The sequence below is a fragment of the Robinsoniella sp. RHS genome (genome assembly GCF_001029355.1).
In the GTDB taxonomy this organism is placed as follows: Bacteria; Bacillota; Clostridia; order Lachnospirales; family Lachnospiraceae; genus Robinsoniella; species Robinsoniella peoriensis.
Window position 1 is genome coordinate 1 of record NZ_JNGB01000002.1, and the last position, 14,789, is coordinate 14,789.

12 protein-coding genes and 2 pseudogenes are annotated in these 14,789 nt (G+C 36.2%); 6 read left to right on the forward strand and 8 right to left on the reverse strand.

Features of this window, described 5'->3' with window-relative positions; translation table 11 throughout:
* Positions 1–1,200: IS66 family transposase (gene tnpC, locus RHS_RS01300; RefSeq protein ID WP_047832146.1), on the forward strand; the 1,200-nt coding region annotated here is incomplete at its 5' end.
* A 475-nt stretch (positions 1,201–1,675) separates the two neighbouring features.
* Here tnpC and RHS_RS01305 read toward each other — a convergent pair.
* Genes RHS_RS01305 through RHS_RS01315 form a run of 3 tightly spaced genes read right to left on the reverse strand, consistent with a single transcriptional unit; the run spans position 1,676 to position 5,077 of the window.
* Entirely contained in the window at positions 1,676–2,545 is an 870-nt protein-coding gene (locus RHS_RS01305; RefSeq protein WP_047832147.1) for a hypothetical protein, read from the reverse strand.
* A gap of 25 nt (positions 2,546–2,570) precedes the next feature.
* Positions 2,571–3,689, reverse strand: coding sequence for a DUF3696 domain-containing protein (locus RHS_RS01310; RefSeq protein ID WP_047832148.1), 1,119 nt, complete (start codon positions 3,687–3,689; stop codon positions 2,571–2,573).
* Positions 3,686–5,077 carry a DUF262 domain-containing protein gene (locus RHS_RS01315; protein ID WP_047832149.1) on the reverse strand — a complete coding sequence of 464 codons (1,392 nt, stop codon included), beginning with the start codon at positions 5,075–5,077 and terminating at the stop codon, positions 3,686–3,688. Before RHS_RS01315 ends, RHS_RS01310 begins: the two co-directional genes overlap by 4 nt.
* 620 nt (positions 5,078–5,697) lie before the next feature.
* Between RHS_RS01315 and RHS_RS01320 the strand changes: the two genes are divergently transcribed.
* The 3 genes from RHS_RS01320 (at position 5,698) to RHS_RS01330 (ending at position 7,504) form a co-directional block, all read left to right on the forward strand.
* Positions 5,698–5,970, forward strand: a complete 273-nt coding sequence (locus tag RHS_RS01320; RefSeq protein ID WP_047832150.1) for a helix-turn-helix domain-containing protein — start codon at positions 5,698–5,700, stop codon at positions 5,968–5,970.
* A gap of 696 nt (positions 5,971–6,666) precedes the next feature.
* Positions 6,667–6,984, forward strand: coding sequence for a helix-turn-helix domain-containing protein (locus RHS_RS01325; RefSeq protein WP_395020996.1), 318 nt, complete (start codon positions 6,667–6,669; stop codon positions 6,982–6,984).
* Positions 6,985–7,303: 319 nt separating this feature from the next.
* Positions 7,304–7,504 (forward strand): helix-turn-helix domain-containing protein, encoded by a 201-nt coding sequence (locus RHS_RS01330; protein ID WP_047832152.1) that lies wholly within the window; start codon positions 7,304–7,306, stop codon positions 7,502–7,504.
* 455 nt (positions 7,505–7,959) lie between these two features.
* On the opposite strand, the pseudogene RHS_RS01340 reads toward RHS_RS01330, so the two are convergent.
* The 3 genes and pseudogenes from RHS_RS01340 to RHS_RS01350 form a co-directional block, all read right to left on the reverse strand.
* Positions 7,960–9,270: pseudogene (locus RHS_RS01340) on the reverse strand (plasmid recombination protein).
* 285 nt (positions 9,271–9,555) lie between these two features.
* A pseudogene (locus tag RHS_RS01345) lies at positions 9,556–10,520 on the reverse strand (AAA family ATPase).
* A gap of 115 nt (positions 10,521–10,635) precedes the next feature.
* Positions 10,636–10,896, reverse strand: coding sequence for a hypothetical protein (locus RHS_RS01350; protein ID WP_047832154.1), 261 nt, complete (start codon positions 10,894–10,896; stop codon positions 10,636–10,638).
* Positions 10,897–11,003: 107 nt separating this feature from the next.
* On the opposite strand from RHS_RS01350, the gene RHS_RS29865 reads away from it, so the two are divergent.
* Both RHS_RS29865 and RHS_RS01360 read left to right on the forward strand, forming a co-directional pair.
* Positions 11,004–11,624, forward strand: a complete 621-nt coding sequence (locus RHS_RS29865) for a helix-turn-helix domain-containing protein (RefSeq protein WP_395020970.1) — start codon at positions 11,004–11,006, stop codon at positions 11,622–11,624.
* On the forward strand, positions 11,625–12,698 hold the full coding sequence (locus RHS_RS01360) for a tyrosine-type recombinase/integrase (protein WP_047832155.1): 1,074 nt from the start codon (positions 11,625–11,627) through the stop codon (positions 12,696–12,698).
* 172 nt (positions 12,699–12,870) lie between these two features.
* Here RHS_RS01360 and RHS_RS01365 read toward each other — a convergent pair whose 3' ends face one another.
* A complete protein-coding gene (locus RHS_RS01365; RefSeq protein WP_027294646.1) occupies positions 12,871–13,881 on the reverse strand; it encodes a GGGtGRT protein in 1,011 nt (336 codons plus the stop codon).
* A 17-nt stretch (positions 13,882–13,898) separates the two neighbouring features.
* On the reverse strand, positions 13,899–14,591 hold the full coding sequence (locus tag RHS_RS01370; RefSeq protein ID WP_027294647.1) for an iron-sulfur cluster assembly scaffold protein: 693 nt from the start codon (positions 14,589–14,591) through the stop codon (positions 13,899–13,901).
* Positions 14,592–14,789: the final 198 nt, after the last annotated feature.

Genomic DNA, 14,789 nt, shown 5'->3' on the forward strand with positions numbered 1-14,789 from the left:
AAAAAGGATCAGGATGGTTCTTTTAAAAAGGGAACTGTTCCAGGAGCGCTTATTCCTCACAGCGCAGCTTCTGCATCAGCAGTTGCATTTGTGATGTTCAGTAAATGTTTTATGGGACTGCCTTATTACAGACAGGAATCAGCATTTGATCAGCTTGGAGCAAAAATCCCAAGGGAAACTCTTGCTAACTGGTGTATCATTGCGGCAGAAAAATATCTTCTTCCAATCTATGAACGTATGCATATGGAATTAATCACCCGCGAAGTAATCCATGCAGATGAGACTACCTGCCAGGTATTGCGTGAAAAGGGAAAAACTGCACAGTCCACATCTTATATGTGGATTTACGCTTCCGGAACTGACGGTCTTCCTAAAATCGTCATGTATGAATACCAATCCGGCAGAGGGGGGATCCATCCACAGGAATTTCTGGAAGGATTTCATGGCCTGCTTCAATGCGATGGCTATCAGGGATACAATAAGGTTATCGATGTATTGCTTTGCTGCTGTATGGCTCACTGCAGAAGGAAATTTTTCGAAGCTCTACCGGCAGAGAAAAAGAAAACCATGAAACTTCTTGATATCAATTCGGAAGCAGCCATCAAAGAACCTGAAATCCCGGAATCAGACCTTGATAAATACATTCCTGCCGAAATCGGTGTTGCTTATTGCAACAAACTGTTTTATCTGGAACGGGAATTCAAGGATCTGCCACCGCAAGAACGTAAAGCAAAGCGTTTGGAGTTAGAAGTAACGATATGGGATAACTTCTGGAAATGGGTTGACTCCTTGAACACAACGAAGGGCAGCAAGCTCTCGAAAGCGGTGGACTATGCCCAAAATCACAGGGATAGTTTATGCAATTATCTACAGGATGGACGTTGCGAATTATCCAACAACGCCGCCGAACGGATGGCAAAATCTTATGCAATTGGAAGAAAAGCTTCCCTGTTCCATGCATCAGTCGCTGGTGCAAATGCAAGTGCCATCCTATATAGTCTCGTAGAGACTGCAAAAGCAAACAATCTGAACGTGTTCCAATATATCTATACATTGCTGTTGTACATGCCGGGTTACAAAAATGGGCCTGATGGTATTGAACAATTACTGCCATGGAGTGATTTCATAAAAGAGCATTGTTCCAGATTAATAGATGTTGAAACAGTAACGGTTGAAGATCATCCAGCCATGACTGTTTAAATTTATTGAAAACTAGTAAACGTTGGGAAAGTCTATACGCTATGTTATTCATCGCTTACCTTATATCGTCAAGTATTGTTTCCAAAGGTGTTTTGCTTAATGATATTTGCTTTAAACTTCTACCTAATGAAGATGTATAGGACAATTAGTCCAATATATCTTTCGAAATAAAATCATGATATTTTCCCTTATTCACTCTGATAATAGTTTCCAATTTGTATAAGAGATATTATAACATTATTGTTCCAATTCTCAAAAGAGTTTTATATAACAAAAACTGCACCAACCATGAAAAGTCAGTGCAGTCACTATAAATCTTGATTCTATGCAGTTTTCTTAGAACTTCCCAGCCTTAGCAGCTTCTTCAATCGAGACTGTGAGGGCTGGATTTATTAGGCTTTAGCTACCACTTGTGAGTTATATGTGTGCTACAGACCACATCTGACAATGGCTTAGAGCAAAAATAATGCAATGATCATATATGACTTCCAATATGAATTACTATTATTTTCCCATCATGAACGCCTAGTACTCCTGGATGAAAATATATTCTATCCTGCTTTTCTCTATCTCTGTTATAATTTTTAAATTTAGTATGTAATTCACAACATAAAGTTATATTTTCTTTAACAATGTCTGAATAAAATGTTCTAGTTAACTCTCGAGTTTTTGATCTTGAAGCTTGCGGAGAACATTCAATTCCAGAAAACTCCGAAAAATCATTACTCAGCATCCTATTGTCAGTCCCTAAGCTTCTATGCTTAAGAAACATTTCATAATACTCATCAAGCATTTTTAAATGATTTACTATCTCATATTTTAAATTATTAAAAGTATTATTTAGACTATTTAGTGATCTTTTAATTGTATTTTCAAAATATATATGTTGATAACATTCACCAACATTATTTAAAAAATCATCTTTGCTATCATAGTGTAATAAGAATCGCCTTTTAATATCATAATAATCATTTGTTGTCCATACACAAAAATCATTCTCTTTAATTAAGCTAACTAAAAATATTTTTTTTAGTTTGTCATATATTTGAATACTTTCCCTTTCAATCATATATTGATCATCATCAAGCTCTATTGCCTTTTCTATTTTAATCATCAATTCTTTTTTTAAATCTCTTAACTCACAACACGAATAATCATAGAGCCATTCTACAAATATAGTATTATTTATTTCTTGAGAATAAAGAGTGGAACTTTTATAATATATAGTGCTATATTTATTGGATATATCAATCATATCTAACATTTCTTCTATTCTTTCATATAAATGATCTTCAGAATCAAATTGCCTTGGTACATTATTACTCCAAAGTCCTTGTGTCTCCATATAAGTAAAATACCCTCTTTCGTATTCATTTACATTTTGCGCGAAGTTTACGCAACTCTTTCAAATCTTTCTCTTCTTGATCAAAAAATCCATCAGGCCATCTTTCTATATCCATACGTTCATTCAAACAAATTCTATTTACAGTATGCGATTGTTCAATAAAGGAAAAGTAATTAATACAAATATCAGATGGTTTTATTTGATTTTTTAATGAATGAATTCTTATTCCATTAATTACATGTTCACTATGCGTTTCTATGATTACTTGAACATTATCGGCTGCAATCTGGGAAAGGAAATATCCAATTCTTGACTGCCCACTTGGATGTAAGTGGGCTTCAGGATTTTCTACAATAAGCATGGCCCCTTCTTTCATTAATAAACCCATAACTATAATAGGTAATACATAAGATATACCAAATCCAAAATTGTTTGGTGATTGGAAACCAGTATCCATTAGCGGTTGACTGACTTGCATTTGAGTAAGCCTCATAGTTTGCTCATTTGAAAAGTTGACTTCAACTCCAGGCACTATATAACTAAGCCAATACTCAACTTGTTTTTCTAACCTATCAATTTGCTTCTTCTCATCAAACCCAAATTTACGCTTTTTTGATATTGATTTCATTTGGTTCTTATTAATAACATCAAAGGTATATTCACCATGAAAACCACAGAACCGCCCATCTATATTACCCATTTTTTGATAATTTCGTGGACCTAATCTCTCAGCATTTAAATAGCCAAATTGAACTAAAAAAATACTATCATGTTCCATTAATTGATCTAAAGTATACTCTGTTTGCAAAAATAGTGAACCATTATCTTTCTTATTCTTTTTTAATTCAAATTTTATATCATCAACTTGAATGCAAACTATATCGGTATCATGAGATGACATAATCTGTTCACTATCACCCAATTGTAGAGCATATTCTTTATTTAAATCAATATAAAACTCATTAATAGGATAGCCATCATATCTTTCCATTATATCATAAATTTGTCTAATTATTAGCAACGCTTGTATTAATGATGATTTTCCAACTGAGTTCATACCCACATTCGCCGTCAGTTTCGACAATTCTATCTCTGTCTTTTCTGAAAAACATTTAAAATTTTGTATCAATAGTTTTTTAATCATAGTAAATACCTTTCTAATAATTTCTTAATAGTACTAAATGTTATATCAACATTACGCGCATCATTAGTTGCCATTGATAATGCATTACTAAATTTAGTATTATTATCAATTTCCTCTTTCAATGCATTTTCTATTTTTTGCTCAATATGTTGCTCCGATATTTTATTACTATCATATTTATATAATGTTCTAGACATTGCTAAAAACAAAGATTTATTAATGAAATTAGTTTTTCTAAATGCTCTTTCACCAAATAATAAATATGCATTATACATAGCATTGGTGAAATTAGTCTCTATATCATTTAGTATTTGTACATTTTTTACACTATTTAAATAATCTAATGTATCATCTAAAAAAGCATCCATACCCCCCCTATATTCTTTTCTATTTAATAAACCATTGTCTAGCAAATAAAAAGCGATGAATCTAAGTACAATTTCTTTATCTGCCATTCTAGTAGAGCTAATGCTACCTTTCGTAGCTCTCAAAAACTCTTCTGACTGTGCCATTCTTTTAATGTATTCTCTTGTTTTTTTACTGGCTAAACAATTTCTAATTTCTTGGGCATTCAGAGATTTTCCGCCTGTATTTATCCTTTTAAATATATCAAACTTTACTTTTTCTGGTGTTTGAGGATCTATAACATTAAAATATAATTGTGTCTGCTTAATTCGTCTTATATATATAGGTTGTAAACTATCTGATGGCGGTTTTCCCTCTGCCATATACCACTTACCTTCACAATCTTTTAAATACTCTAAATTCTTCAATCTAAATTCATTATTAATAAATGAATTTATAACATTTAATCGCTGGATACCATCTACAACTGAAAAAATACCTTCCTTATCCTGAGATACATAAAACATTGGAAGCGGTATTCTTAACAAGAGTGACTCAATTAATCTTGATTTTCTTGTAATATCATTCCATACTAACTCTCTTTGAAAATCAGGCGAAATATCCATATCTCCATCTTTTATCATTCCCACAATCTGCTCTATAGGAAAATTTTTGGGATCAACTCGAATAAGTTTTGGATCATATGGATCATTATCTAATTCATTAATAATCTCGTCAGAATTATGAATATGTTCAAACCCATCAATTTCATCTTCTTGCCTAGTAATATCTAAAGCAAATAAGCATTCTATAAACTGCTGCTTTATTTCTTGTACATTTTCAATGATATTTTTACCTTTTTTTATTCCCATTATATTTTTCACTTCAGAATCTGTAATTATTTCCAAAGAATATTCAGGACCTACAGGATAATCATCTGTTTTGTTCCATATAATCTTATCTTCTTGTTTTTCTCCTACCAAAATAATATCAATATCTTCTTGATCAGTATCCAATATATTTAATAACAATTCGACTTTCATACGGTTAGTTACTCCATTTCTATAGTGTGAAATTTTTATCATACTTGAATAAAATACAATATGCTTACTTTGGCAATCTCTGGTTGGTTTATATCATATCATTTATTATGAAATATTTTCACAGTAGTCTTATCTGCCACTCACTACATCAAGTTAAATCACATTCTAAATTTAACTTTAACGTGGAAAAATATCTTTACTGTACTGGCCACTATTACAGTTTTTCACGTATCACTAATGGTAAACGTCGTAAAAAATAACAAGCAAGCAGCTCCGCTTTCCTTTGTAATTCCATTTTCCAAAAGTTATCTTCCTTTAATCTACTACATAAATTATTTCCGATATATCCAAGCATTTCAACTTTCATGTTACTATCACATGTATTTGGAATTAAGAAGCGAAAATTAAACGATCACCTCATTATATATTTGTAAATATTATACATGAATAAATGGGAAAAATCAAATTTTATTGTATTTTACTATTTATTCCTAAAATGAAATTTTAAATTCCGCTCCCTTATTCCCCAGTGGAATTTACTCTCGCACAGTTGATATTTACTCTTTCATATATTAGTGATACGGTTATGTCTCCTTCTGACAGCAGTAGGAGGAGATTTTATGAGCAAATATATTCCCGGCAACCAAAAACATTTTACCCTTGAAAACCGTATATACATTGAAAACTCTCTGAATAAAGGCTGTACCTTCAAGGCCATTGCCAAATCCCTGTGTAAAGATCCGACTACCATCTCTAAAGAAGTCAAGGTACATCGCCTGTCAGACTGGTATCATAAGGGCACTTTTTACAATTCAAAAAACTTCTGTGTCCATCGGTATCACTGCAAAAAGACCAATGCCTGTGGGAAGATTCTCGTCTGCGGTATCAAATGAGCTTCCTGCCCCACCTGTAACTAGACCTTCCCGATTTTGAGCAGGAACGCTGCACCAGACTTGATAAAGCTCCTACGTTTGCAATGGCTGTAACAAGAAAATCAATCACTGTACCATCGCACACAAATATAAATATGATGCCCGGTTTGCAGACACCGTGAGAAACTAAGCGATTCCCGTGCTGGAATTAACATGACAAAACACGAACTGCATAAAAGGACATGCTTATCACTCCTTTGATAGAGCAGGGGCAGTTCCCCTATCAGATCGCCACAAATCATCCGGAACTGGATATGTCTGTCCGCACCATGTACACCTATCTTGACAACGGATTATTCACAGCTAGGAACATTGACTTAATACGCAAATCTAAGTTCAAACCGCGCAAATACCATAAAACACAGATCACTGACCGGTCTATTTTTGCGAGTCGGACTTATGCGGATTTTCAGTCATTGAATCCTACGTTCATGTGGAAATGGACACCGTCCATTCTTCGCGGGAATCTAAGAAAACACTTTTAACCTTCCTTTTCCCGAAAGAAAAACTCTTCCTGGCATTCCGGATGAACCTCTGTACGTCTTGTTTTCGATCATCTAGAAAAACGTCTAGGAACCTATGAGTTCCTCTCTATGTTTGAATACCTGCTTACAGACAGAGGTTCTGAATTCGGCGATTCAGAGGCACTTGAAACAGGTGTTAAAGCAATCCAGCGCACCAGCATTTTATTGTGACCCTATGAGAGGTGGACAGAAAGGCGGTGTAGAAAATGCCCACACCATGCTCCGCATGGTAGTCTCTAAAGGGACAAGCTTTGAGTATCTGACTCAATGGGATGTGAATCTGATTGTGAACCACATCAACTCCACTCCCAGGAAAAGTCTGGATGGAAAAACACCTTATGACGCTGCATTGGAATCATTCGGTGAAAATACCCTGAAAGCACTTCAGCTTAAGCGTATTTCACCCGATGAGGTTAATCTGACGCCTAAGCTGATTCGCTTCAATCACTAACTATCTTATAAAAATCTGCTGTCGGACGGGAAGTAACCTTTTCACATTATTTGAAAGTGGCTGGTGGAATTTAGTCTCGCACTCAGAATTCCAGTAGCTCGTTTGCCATGTCCGGAAATCGGTTTTTTATAAGAAGTCAGCCTGATTATAGCAGATATCTGGAATCTTTACATTAAAAACCTCATAATTCAGGCTAAATTTTAAAGACCGGTGGAATTTAGTCCCGCACTGGAATTTACTTTTTCAATTTCTATACTCGTATTTTCGCACATGTTAAATATCCGAGTATAGACATATACTTTAAACATGAGGTGACAATATGATTAGCTATCAACCATTATTTGAGACTATGAAAAAAATGAATATTAGCTCCTATGAACTCTCTAAAAGGGGATTTTCACGATCTACTTATTATGCAATAAAAACGGGTAAAAGCATCACTACCCATACTGTAAACCAACTATGCAAAATTCTGGATTGTACAGTATCTGACATCATGGAATTTCTGGACGAAGATTAAACTTCCATCTTCCTTGACCTTTTGTATTACATGGTGCTTGCACCATGTAATATAATAAGAAACCAAGGATATATGTCCCTGTTTCAATCAATGTGGTTCCTCTCCAATAAACTACTGCTCCAGTTGCCACAATTAATGTTTAGCTCCTGCTGCTCCTCATACAGTCTATCCCGCTCCATGCAAATCTTTTTTCCATGCTTCAAGGCTTCTTTTATCCCTTTCCTCCGTTCCGGCTCTTTATGTTTATATTAACCTATCAAATTACGTATTTTAGTATTATGTTCTTTCACCAATTGTTTCTTAACTACCTTGTTTACTAATTTCTTTGCATCTTTATCTTCTTCCAAATCCGCATATTGAAGAAGTTTTGTGCACAGTAGTACCATAATACTTTTTTCTTTATTCGTCATATTCTTACTACTGACCATCTCATTTATCCATAATACATCAGCTAATTATCTACTAATACCACTATATTTTCGAGAGGACCGATTTTTATTTTTTTCTATCAGCTCTAATGATGCTGCCTGTGACAAAATATCATCCATCGGACCCTCGCCAATAATTCTCTTTATTCGATTTAGATCCTTCTCCTTCTCCTTCAACTGATCAATTACTTCTTTCTGATCGAGCATCCTATCTGATAATGCATTTATCCGCTCTTTCAATCGATCCATCCTTAATATCATATCCCTAATCTTTACAATCAAGCTTATACATTTAATTGTTAAAGACTTTACGACTTCTATCAGACGAGCCACTAAGGGTTTTACCTTGTTTTCCTTATAACTTCTTGCACTCATCAAAGGATTCGGATCAGGCAACTGCCAATCTGGTGATTCGTCATAAACACTCACATTTCTCTGTATAATATGTTTCATCTCGGAAAGCTGATTTATCTCTTTTCGTATGTGCTGTTGCCGCATTTCCATTTTTTCATTATCTTTAACAAGTTGCTGATTTTTATATTGTAACTCTGTATTACCAGATGTCAGCGACTCTTTTTCCATGACCAAGTCAACTACTTCACCTTTCAGTTCTTGCTCCTCATCGGAAATCTTTTTTAGATCCGATCTTTTAACTTCCTCCTTTTCTTCTAACTGATTTACCTCTTTTTGTCAATGCTGCTTTTCAAAATCCAGAACACTTAAGTGCTTATTGTGTGTCCCCTTCTGCTGCCACTTCAAACAAAACCATTCCATTTCTTTAGCCAGTTCCTTCTTCTCCGATTCTATCCACTGATTCCATTCAGTATTTCCTCTGGAACCACCTTTGAATCCCTGCGCCGCCAATGCACTCTTCAAAGAAACTCTGGTATCTAATCCTTTTTTACTGTTTTCTGTAAATGGCACAAAATCTATATGTAAATGAGGTGTTTTTTCATCCATATGCAAATATGCTGAAAATACTCTAAGATTTGGGTTTCGCTCCATAAAATTCCGAAAAAATAAACTTAGAATCATCTTGGCTAATTCACCATCTTTGGTTTTCGCATTCATATCATCTTTATTGCCAATTTGGAAAATAGCTTCATAAAATAACTTCTCTTGCTTACCGGTACGAATTTTCTCATAATAATCCTTTATCTGTCTGTCTTTTCTTCTCTGCTTGACATTATAACGCTCTAAGGCTTCGTCAAACAACTCATGGTACACTTGTTTAATATCTTTATAACAATACACCACATTCAGGGAGGTTCGTTCTTTATCAACATTATGTGCCGAAAACTTCCGGCTATTATGTGTAATGGAACCTTTACCCATCATCCCACTAATTGTTCTTTCCAAATAAAATATATCCCACCTTTCATTATCCATTTACCATTATGTTCACAGTTTTCCCGGGACATAGCCCCTGTTTTGTTACTTTTTCCAAAAGTAACGCAAAAGCACTTTCGACACCTGTGGCATCAAAAGTCCAGACCTGCAAGCAGGTTTCGCGCCCTGCTGGGGCTTTACATATCCCATCAATCTTGATTTCTTCGCCACTGCTCTTCAGTTAAGGCAGCAAGATTCCCCTTTCTTTAAGAACTGGTAATCTTGCCATCTTCTTTACTGGCACAATGACCAGTACCACTTATGACCTACCTTCACACTATCAATATTCATTACCTTTTTGGCATTCCATAGAGTTTTTTTCTTAATTCCCCTGTCTTTTGCTACCTCATCAATCTCATTACATGAAACCTGTCCATTAGCTAATATCTCTGTTAGAAATGCTTTAGCCTCTTGTGTTTTCTGCCCTCTCCGTTCTCCTGACAAAAGTTCTTCTACTGATATGTCACAGATTCCTTCCCATGAAAATCCTGTTTCCTTGTCCAAACGAAACGCAATAGATGAACCTTCCGGTGCCAGACTGCTTTTATCATGTGCGATAACCCTCATTGAGTTATCATCTTTTATCCGCCCCACCACTAATACACTTCTGGCTGTCGCCTGGAAATCGATGGAACCTAATCCCCGGTATGTTGATTTACTGCCGCTAGCTTTATTCATATGCCCGATCAGTATAATGGCGCTTCCAAACTTCTCTGCCATATCTCCCAGACGCTTCATAACAGGCCTAATTTCATTCGCCCGATGCATATCAACACTTGCTCCCAAATAGGCCTGAATCGGGTCTAATATCACGAGTTTGCTCCCGTTTCTTGCATTGCTTTTTCTAAGCGTTCATCTGTCATCGAAAGTTGTACTTCGGTTTCATCAATGACTAGTATACGGCTACATTCCGCATTAGCTTCTAACAGTCTTGGCTTGATCGTATCTTCCAGACCATCTTCGGCGGTTTGATAGATGATATTGATTGGTTTACGCTTTTTGTCATCGCACGGCAACATCTCTCCTTTTGACAGCAATGCCGCTATATGCAAAGCAAAAGTAGTCTTACCTTCACCTGGGTCACCCTGTACTATCGTGATCTTCCCAAATGGAATATATGGATACCATAGCCAATCCACTTCTCTGGCCTCTACCTCTGCCATATTGATTAATCTCAATTCATTTTTATTTTTTTCCATCTATATCCTTTCTTCGTTTGTTTATATTCCACCAGAGTATCTGATACACTACGATTGATGCTAAAGCATATCATAAACTCCGGTTTTTTAATAATCTATTCAATCCCCCTGCATCTTACAGCAGACATTTTTCTTTCGTATCTTCCACATCCATTTCTCTAAAATATCCTAGTTCTTCCCATACTTTTCGATCCGGGCAGAAATAGTTATACTCTGATGAGTGTTCTGATTTTATTGCATAACCAAAGTTAAAAAATCCATTCTGCAACCCGTATCTAATATACTGCGGATCTTTCCCCGTTGCTTTTGCAATTTCTGTAATCGGTACATTTCGCCCTGTGAAGTTTGGAAGGTTAATATAGTAACCTTTATTCATTGGCATCCCCCCTTTCATTTTCTTGTTGACTTTGCTGATGTCATAATCTATAATAACATTACAAAAAGTTTATAAAAAGAACTATTTATTATTCAAAGGAGGATTCTATGTTTAAAAAGTATAATATTGGAGCTGTTTTGAAAAATTTAATTAAAGAAAGGGGGTATACACAAGAAGAATTTGCAGAAGAGATAGGAATCGGATTATCTACTCTTAAAAAGTATATTACTGGTCAAGTTTGCTATTCTATTGAAACGCTAGAGCTATTCGCAGATTTTTTCAAATGTTCATACGATTATTTATTAGGCAAAAGCCTAACACCATATCGGGAGATACAAGACGTAAAACAAGCAACCCGCCTAACTGACGGAGCCTTAGATCGCTTAATCGGACATGGAAAAAATTATGATGAAAGCATTGATAGTAAAAGGTACTTAGACACGTTAAGCAACTTAATTCAATACGATTTTCTAATTGACCGTATCGTTGATTACTTTTATATTGACTCTGATGAAGAATTTATCTTTGAATCAGATACTTATTTACCTGGCAACTTTATTTCGGTTGGTAGTCAGATTCTCCATACACCTGATATTGAAGATGCCTATATATTCGGAATTGTCCGAGCATTGATAAATGCTAAAGAACATATTGGACAAGATGTACCTACAACATTGAGAAACTTGAAAACTAATCACGGAAATTTATATATTGATGAGGAGGATTAAATGGCAAAACAACTTCAAAGAGGTAAAGGCTCTGGCTCTGTTTACTACATGGGAAAACGACGCAGAAATCCATGGCGTGCAGTAAAAACAGCAGGATGGGAAACCCATCCCGAATCAGAAAAACTGGTTCAGAAACGTATCACCATTGGATACTTCCCTACAAAAGATGAAGCCTTAAAAGCATTACTCAATTACAACGATAACCCCTATGATATCAGAACGAACAGTATAACCTTTTCAGAAACATATGAAAAGTGGAACAAAGAATACTTTCCAACACTATCAAGTAAATCAAGCATTCGTACCGTTGAATGTGCTTATAGTTACTGTACATCTCTCCATAAGATGAGAATGAAAGATATCCGTGTCGAACATTTGGAAGGCACCATACATAATGCTGATGTAGGCAACGCTACTAAGGGTCGTATGAAATCCTTATTTAACATGATGTTCCGTTATGCACTTCGACACGAAATTGTAGAAAAGGACTATGCCGCACTCTGCAATCCAGTCAAACAAGACCCTCCTCTAAAAGAAGTAATTCCTTTTACAGATGAAGAGGTATCTCTTCTATGGAAAAATCTAAATGAAGTACCTTTTATAGATATGATATTAATCGGAATTTATAGTGGATGGCGACCACAGGAATTAGCAATCCTAAAAACAGAAGATATTAATTTAGTAGAAAAGACTATGCTTGGTGGCTTAAAAACCGATGCCGGTAAAAATCGTGTTGTTCCAATCCATCCGCTGATCTATCCTTTAATTGAGAAAAGATATGACGAAACAGAAGAATATCTGTTTAATGATGTAAATTCCACACAAGGAGTCGGTAAACGACTCTCTTACGACAAGTATAGAAACCGTTTCAACAAGGTGATGTTCCGTCTTAAACTAACACACCGCCCCCATGAAGCCAGACATACATTCATTACAAAAGCCAAAGCGTACCATATGGACGAATACATTTTAAAGTTGATTGTCGGACACGCAATCACGGATATTACAGAAAAGGTATATACCCACCGTACTATGGAGCAATTACATTCTGAAATAAAGAAAATCAAAAGATAAAGAGATGTACCAATCAAAATTGATACACCTCTAAAATACTATTTCTTTTCATTCTGATATTTGTGAGCTGTTTGTGTGAGTTACTTGTGAGTTGCATGTGTGCTACACAGAAATTTTCACACTATTTCACCAAATCTAACAATGTCTATAACCCTTGAAAACAAAGGATTCCTTAGAATTTCCCAGCCTTAGCAGCTTCTTCAATCGCAACTGCAACTGCAACAGTCATACCAACCATCGGGTTGTTACCAGCGCCGATCAGACCCATCATTTCAACATGAGCAGGTACGGAAGATGAACCAGCGAACTGAGCATCAGAGTGCATACGTCCCATAGTATCTGTCATACCGTAGGAAGCAGGACCTGCTGCCATGTTATCCGGGTGAAGTGTACGTCCTGTACCACCGCCTGATGCTACGGAGAAGTATTTCTTACCCTGATCAACACATTCTTTTTTGTAAGTACCAGCTACCGGATGCTGGAAACGAGTTGGGTTTGTGGAGTTTCCTGTGATGGAAACGTCAACAGCTTCTTTGTGCATGATAGCAACACCTTCTGTTACATCGTTTGCACCGTAGCAGTTAACTTTTGCACGAAGTCCTTCAGAGTATGCTTTACGGAATACTTCTTTTACTTCGCCTTTGTGGTAGTCCATCTCTGTTTCAACATATGTAAATCCGTTGATACGAGCGATGATCTGAGCTGCATCTTTTCCAAGTCCGTTTAAGATAACGCGTAATGGTTTTTTACGAACCTTGTTTGCTTTTTCTGCAATACCGATAGCGCCTTCAGCTGCTGCGAAAGACTCATGGCCTGCTAAGAATGCAAAACATTCTGTGTCTTCTTCCAGTAACATTTTACCAAGGTTACCATGTCCAAGACCTACTTTACGCTGGTCAGCAACGGATCCCGGGATACAGAAAGACTGAAGTCCTTCACCGATAGCTGCTGCTGCATCTGCTGCTCTTCTGCAGTCTTTTTTGATTGCAATTGCTGCGCCTACAGTGTAAGCCCATTTTGCATTTTCAAAACAGATTGGCTGAATACCTTCAACCTGATTATATACATCTAAGCCTGCTGCTTTTGTAACTTCTGCTGCTTCTTCGATAGAGTTAATACCATACTCTTTTAAAACAGCCAGAATTTGTTTTTCTCTTCTTTCATATGATTCAAATAAAGCCATTCTTTTCCCCTCCTCTATTATTCATGTCTTGGGTCGATGATTTTCACTGCGTCTGCAACTCTACCATACTGACCTTTAGCTTTTTCAAATGCTGTGTTAGCATCATCACCTGCTTTGATGAAATCCATCATTTTACCAAAACTTACGAACTGGTAACCGATGATTTCGTCATCTGCATCTAAAGCAACACCTGTAACATAGCCATCTGTCATTTCAAGATAACGAGGACCTTTTGCAAGAGTTCCATACATTGTACCAACCTGAGATCTGAGGCCTTTACCTAAATCTTCAAGTCCGGCACCGATTGGAAGTCCGTCTTCTGAGAAAGCACTCTGTGTTCTGCCATAAACAATCTGTAAGAATAATTCTCTCATTGCTGTATTGATAGCGTCACATACTAAGTCTGTATTTAAAGCTTCAAGGATTGTTCTTCCTGGTAAGATTTCGGAAGCCATTGCTGCGGAATGAGTCATACCTGAACATCCGATTGTCTCTACTAATGCTTCCTGGATAACGCCCTCTTTAACATTTAATGTTAATTTACAGGTACCCTGCTGAGGTGCACACCAGCCTACACCATGTGTTAAACCGGAAATGTCTTTAATTTCTTTTGCTTTTACCCATTTTGCTTCTTCTGGGATCGGAGCAGCACCATGAGCCACGCCTTGCGCTACTTTACACATCGTTTCTACTTCATGTGAATAAATCATTTTAAGACTCCTTTCAAAAATGAATTCTTTGGATATGTACGTGTTCATATCGTTAGATATTTAACACCATACTTGATATCATTTTCTCATAAAACGTCAAAATAGTCTAGTGTTTTTTGTAAAAAAGTGTTGCCTAAAACAGGGAAAACAGGAGAATACCCCTTTTAAGCCCGACAAACACCGCAGCAGTAAGAAAGA

What these genes read in the sequence shown, in the direction of transcription:
- RHS_RS01320 (WP_047832150.1), top strand. Translation starts at nt 5,698, where the DNA reads ATGAGCAAATATATTCCCGGCAACCAAAAACATTTTACCCTTGAAAAC.
- RHS_RS01350 (WP_047832154.1), bottom strand. Translation starts at nt 10,896, where the DNA reads ATGAATAAAGGTTACTATATTAACCTTCCAAACTTCACAGGGCGAAAT.
- RHS_RS01330 (WP_047832152.1), top strand. Translation starts at nt 7,304, where the DNA reads ATGATTAGCTATCAACCATTATTTGAGACTATGAAAAAAATGAATATT.
- RHS_RS29865 (WP_395020970.1), top strand. Translation starts at nt 11,004, where the DNA reads ATGTTTAAAAAGTATAATATTGGAGCTGTTTTGAAAAATTTAATTAAA.
- RHS_RS01310 (WP_047832148.1), bottom strand. Translation starts at nt 3,689, where the DNA reads ATGATTAAAAAACTATTGATACAAAATTTTAAATGTTTTTCAGAAAAG.
- RHS_RS01360 (WP_047832155.1), top strand. Translation starts at nt 11,625, where the DNA reads ATGGCAAAACAACTTCAAAGAGGTAAAGGCTCTGGCTCTGTTTACTAC.
- RHS_RS01365 (WP_027294646.1), bottom strand. Translation starts at nt 13,881, where the DNA reads ATGGCTTTATTTGAATCATATGAAAGAAGAGAAAAACAAATTCTGGCT.
- RHS_RS01370 (WP_027294647.1), bottom strand. Translation starts at nt 14,591, where the DNA reads ATGATTTATTCACATGAAGTAGAAACGATGTGTAAAGTAGCGCAAGGC.
- RHS_RS01305 (WP_047832147.1), bottom strand. Translation starts at nt 2,545, where the DNA reads ATGGAGACACAAGGACTTTGGAGTAATAATGTACCAAGGCAATTTGAT.
- RHS_RS01315 (WP_047832149.1), bottom strand. Translation starts at nt 5,077, where the DNA reads ATGAAAGTCGAATTGTTATTAAATATATTGGATACTGATCAAGAAGAT.